Origin of the sequence: Succinivibrio sp. (genome assembly GCF_045124615.1) — a bacterium.
GTDB classification, from domain to species: Bacteria; Pseudomonadota; Gammaproteobacteria; order Enterobacterales; family Succinivibrionaceae; genus Succinivibrio; species Succinivibrio faecicola.
Window position 1 is genome coordinate 1 of record NZ_JBGVMC010000047.1, and the last position, 5,293, is coordinate 5,293.

Below are 5,293 nucleotides of genomic sequence, written 5' to 3' on the forward strand. Positions count from 1 at the left end.
GACTCATCATAATAAATTTTAGCACTTTTCTTTGTTTTACTAATTTGCTCTTGAGTTATAGCAACAAATTCATTGAATGATAAATCCTTTATTGCATCTGTATCAAAAATCTCTAAACCAAGATTTGTTAAATATTTATAAGATGTTAAAAATTTTTTTATATAGATTTTTTTGCCATAGTATCCTGCAAGAAACGCATTTCCTACACCTTGCTGTCTATTTTGATTAAAAATAACAATATCTAAATTTGCAATATGTTGTGCAAATTCAGTAGGATTCATAAAATCCATTATTGGTTTAAACTTATCTTTAAAAATACTCTTTCCTGTTTTTAATATTTCGTTAATACAATCCTTATCCCCATAAGATAAAATAGTGTAAATGTTAATATTTTTATCTTTAAATTTTGATAAAGTCTGTAACATATCAATGACGGTTACATCAGCGGAATTGTTTATTTGGATATTAATAAAATCGCTTTTATGAGGATGTATTTGATTTAATATAGATTCGGTTATTACAGGTTGATACAGGGCGTAATACAAATTAGCATTGCTGTTATATTTTTCTTTTGCAAGTAATTCATCTCCTTGAATACATGCAATATAACCTTTAAACAGCCTTCTAACTAAATCACTCTTTTCATCTCTTGGAGCTTGATATAAATCACCTCCCCAAATCACCCAATGAGCTTTTTCTTTTAGAAGATTTTGATTATTGTATAAATAATCAACCAAGTCAGGATCAAACAAAGAATGACAAATCAACTTATCGCAGTTGTCAAATTTTAAGCCTTTTAGGGAATTTATCTCAATAACATTTTTTCCTGTAGGCATAGGAAATTCTTTAAAAAAATGTTTACAGAGAATTAGATGCTCATCATTGTTAAAATGCTGATTCAAAAAATCAACAAAAGGTTTATTAAATTTATCATTGAACATTATATGAACATATTTATATGATTTGATAAGATTATTTAATCTTTTAATATAAATATAGTTCTTTAATCGTTTAATAAACTTCATTTACAATAAACCTTTGTACTCTCGAGAAATACTCTCATTCAATATAAGTTAGGACTTATTCATAATAAAATATTCTGACATCCGATTAGTATCAAGTGATTAGTGTCAAGGGACTTTACAATATATCCCATAGCTTTGATGTTTTTAAAAGATGTCTTCTGTTATTTCGGTATTTTGAGATATTTTTTCTAAAAGAACTAATTGGAATAATTCGCAATAAAGAAGAAATTACAATTAAAATTCTAAAGGTACATCTCTCAAAAAAAAAACTTAGTCTTTTTATTTGCGACAACGACATTATCTTAGTTAATGCATTGATATCTTTTTTTGATATTTTATCTTTAATATTTTTATAATTTTTTAAAGAAGATAAACGATGCATGCAACTTTCTTTATAAAAATCACTATCATCTTCAAAGAATTCAGAAAATGCAATAAATGCTTTTGCATTAGCTATTATCTGAGATACTTCTGACAAACTAGCCCATATTCCAGAATCATTGTAATTATATACACTGCAGATTTTATTATCAAATCTAACCTTACCTGCTTTCATATACCAAAAGAATCTAAATCCATCAGCTCTGAATGATTCTGGGAATGAATAATCGAAGATTCTCTTATAATCTTTATTATACTCATCTTTAAAATAGACATTTCTGTACAAAACACCAGATGTTTGCATAAACAAAGCTTGTTTTCCATCTTTATAATCGTCATATGAAAAATCTATTTTATCAATATCAACTTCTGACTTAAATGCTGGCTCATCACCAGTATTTTGTGCACAAGTACCGCTTATTGTACAGTTAGTTTGTGACGTAACTTTCAATATTATGAGCTACCTCACATTTCTTTTTAAAGGATATGAGGGGTGTGGGGAGAAAAGGAAACTTTTTCTTTAACTCGCCAGCTTTAGCTCATCACTCTTACCTATATTAGCACACTTTCCACTATCAAGCTTCTGTGCCCGGATCTTATTTTTAACTTTTGATCTCTTTGTATAAAACGGCATAACAACAGCGTTTTTAGGCATCTTCCAATATTTTCTTTTGCCTGTAGCTTCAGCTAAATTCTTTTGCTCTGAATGTGTCTTATAGAACTCATCCATGATTTTGTTACGTTTAGCCATTATTGCTTCGCCTTTGCCCTCATAACAGTCTTGAGGAGTTATAAAGCAAATGCCACTGTGACGGTGTTTATTGTTGTACCAATTGTAATATTCATTAACCCACTCACGAGCATGTTTAAGAGAATCAAAGCTCTCAGGTATTAATACTTCATGGCCATGTTTTAGCAATCTGAATGATGCTTCCATATGAGCATTATCGTTACTATGTCTTGGTCTGTTATAAGTACAGGATAATCCAAGCTCAATGCATTTTGATACCATGGTGGATCCCCTCATTGGAGCACCATTGTCACTGTGAAGCTCTAAGGTTTTACCAAAGATATCAGTATTAACACCATCAGTATTTAATTTCTTATTTGTAACTATTCAGAACCATCGCCTAAGATAATGTCAGCATTACCAGAAAAAGCAGCGGTTAATGCATCAAATGCACTTATGCCATGCTTGTTACCGGTACTGATGAATGACATTAACTTAACATAGTTCTGAGCACCTTCTAAGCTTCGGAAACATCCGGAGACTTTTACCTTTGTTTTTACATTGCGAACATCACGCTCAGCCTGATTGTTATCAAAAGGTACAGCAAAGTTATGTACAAATCTGCACACGTCTTCCTTGAACTTTTTCAGTCGTTCAATCAGAGCTCTGGTCTTGCCTAGTTTTCTTCTGCCTCTCGTTTTCTTATCAGAATTTGGAGGTGGACTTTCCTTATCAGCAAGTTTCATGATGTCATCATATTCTTTACTGAAGGCTTCTAGTCTCTCTTTAGAAAACTCGCTGATACCTTTGCTGATTGCAATCTCTTTAGCTGATTTCATACCTAACAGCAGTTCAGAGAATTTATCAGCCCATTTATGGTTCTCTTCATTCTCTTTAACAGCATTAAGCTCTCTTAATAAATGAGCACAGCATAGAGCATGCTCTATATCTTCATAGTTTTGATATGAAGTCCAGCCGTCATGGCATGCAACACCAGTGAAGTCAGGTAGTACTCCATTGTCATCCATACCATCAGAGCCTCGTTTACAGTTTACTGTCTGATATGTAAGCTTGCTGTTAGATGAGTTATGTACCCAGAACAGTTTACCTAAAGCTCTAAGACCGGTTTCATCAAAGTGACCTACATCTGCTTTGATTAACAGTTCTTTTACCTTTTCCATTACAGGACCTACCTTTTGAGCACAGCGTTTAACCATGCTGCAGATAGTGCCTGGTGTAATACTGATATTAAGTAAGCTGCTTAACAGTACATGTATTCTGTTTAAACTTACAGCTCCATAAGTACTTAATAATCCCGACAGAACTGTAAGGCTGTCTCCATACTGAACATATGCCTTTACATCCTTTGGAAATTCTCCTGTCAAAGATTTCTCTCCACAAGGACAGTTCTTTGCAGTTATCAGCTGATGCTCTACAACATGTGTTGTAATTTTGGCTTCGATTACATATCTGGAACTGTCACAGGCAAATACATTATCGGAGGCTAAACAGCTTGTCAGATTACTGCAGCACTTACATTTATCTGGTATATGTGTCTTTACCTCATCAGGATCATGTGGTACTGACAAATTGGCTCCTTTATGTCCTTTCTGTCCTCCAGCTTTCAGCCCTGATGTCTTCCTTAAACTTCTCTTCTTCGGACTCTTCGCATAACCATCACTTGATGGTGGCTTTGAACTGTTATTTGAGTTCTGTCCTAACTGACGTTTAAGCTCTTTTATTTCATCTTGCAGGGATTCAATGGTTAAACTCAACTTCTTATTTTGTTCTAACGAAGTTTCATTCTGCTCCATTACACCAGAAAACATGTTTATCATCATCTTGATGATGGTTGACAACGAGAGTACAAGCACAGATAAATCTGCAGGAGCTTTATCTTTTAGCTCCTGACATATCTTTTCTGCATCCTGCTTTAACTCGTTGAAATCCATTGAATCACCTTTGCTTTTCTATTGCTGTTATTATACCAACAGCGATTTTTAGCATTAGCGATAGCTAAATTTCAACTTGATAATGCTTCTCAAAATGATCGGTAACGATCTTTTAAGCCCTCTACAGATCGATGGCATGAAAAAATGACAAAACAAAAGCCTTAAAAAGAGTCCCTCTGTAATCGCTTTATATGCGCTTATAGAGCGATTTTTAACAGCTCTCAGAAAAAAGCCTTTTTATAAAACTCTGTGAGCTGGTTCACAATGTAAATTTCAAAAGAACTCTCAGTCTGTGAAAGACTGAGTAATGTTAAAATCAGTTCATGAACCTATGGGGTTCTGAATAGTTACCAATCTTTTAAAAAAAAGTAATTCCCAAAAATTTAATTATCTTTATACCATTCTTCTTCAATACTTTTATCATATACATTATCCATAATATACTCTATACAGCTTCTTAATACATACAGATTATTTGTTACAAATCAAAACAGTCGTAATTTTTATTGTAAAATTGAATATATGAAAATATATCAACACATAGGCTATCAAAACAAACAACACTAGATATTCAGCCGGTAATCTGTATTTTCAGAAATCTTTGTAGTTATAACCAGATTCAAAGTGCAAATTGGTTCCTATTATTTCGTGCAATTTGAACGCATATATAGTGCTAATTTATTCTTATTTCTTATTTGGGTTATATAGACTTTAAATAACATTTTTTTATTTCCAAACAAGAAATTAGAAAATATCCTACATAATAGGATATAAAAAGAAGAAAACACTCTAGATACTATATTCTTCTTATGAATATTAAGTAATAACAATAACTTTTTTAATTCATCTTTTTCTTTCTCAGTAATTGTATCTAACGAGCATTTGTTTTTCTGCAAGGTCATTAGTTTTATAATGCTCTGTTTTCTATAATATTCTTTGTCAGTAAAAAATTCAGACATAGCAAAAAATAACTTCGCATGAGCAATAATTTGAGAAACATAATCTAGGCTGGCCCAAATTCCTTCAGTAGAATAATTATATACACTACATGTTTTATTTTTAAAATATACTCTTCCTTTTTTTAAATACCAATAAAATCTAAACCCATCAGCTCTGAATGATTCTGAAAATGAATAATTAAAAATTTTTTTGAAATCTTCATTAAATTTATCTTTAAAATAACAATTTCTATACACCACTCCACT

Annotated in this window: 5 protein-coding genes; all 5 read right to left on the reverse strand. The window is 31.8% G+C overall.

All coding sequences use genetic code 11. The features are described 5' to 3' along the window. Positions 1 to 1,025, reverse strand: a 1,025-nt coding sequence (locus ACJML3_RS01185) for a TDP-N-acetylfucosamine:lipid II N-acetylfucosaminyltransferase (RefSeq protein WP_406019901.1), incomplete at its 3' end; no start/stop codon positions are given. Positions 1,026 to 1,140: 115 nt separating this feature from the next. Then, positions 1,141 to 1,857: a hypothetical protein gene (locus ACJML3_RS01190; protein WP_406019903.1), complete on the reverse strand. Its 717-nt coding sequence runs from the start codon at positions 1,855 to 1,857 to the stop codon at positions 1,141 to 1,143. A gap of 69 nt (positions 1,858 to 1,926) precedes the next feature. Then, positions 1,927 to 2,418, reverse strand: a complete 492-nt coding sequence (locus tag ACJML3_RS01195; protein ID WP_406019905.1) for an integrase core domain-containing protein — start codon at positions 2,416 to 2,418, stop codon at positions 1,927 to 1,929. Positions 2,419 to 2,519: 101 nt separating this feature from the next. Further along, on the reverse strand, positions 2,520 to 4,088 hold the full coding sequence (gene tnpC, locus ACJML3_RS01200) for an IS66 family transposase (RefSeq protein ID WP_406019907.1): 1,569 nt from the start codon (positions 4,086 to 4,088) through the stop codon (positions 2,520 to 2,522). Positions 4,089 to 4,729: 641 nt separating this feature from the next. Then, a partial coding sequence (locus ACJML3_RS01205) for a hypothetical protein (protein WP_406019909.1) occupies positions 4,730 to 5,293 on the reverse strand: 564 nt, incomplete at its 5' end.

What these genes read in the sequence shown, in the direction of transcription:
- ACJML3_RS01195 (WP_406019905.1), bottom strand. Translation starts at nt 2,418, where the DNA reads ATGGTATCAAAATGCATTGAGCTTGGATTATCCTGTACTTATAACAGA.
- tnpC (WP_406019907.1), bottom strand. Translation starts at nt 4,088, where the DNA reads ATGGATTTCAACGAGTTAAAGCAGGATGCAGAAAAGATATGTCAGGAG.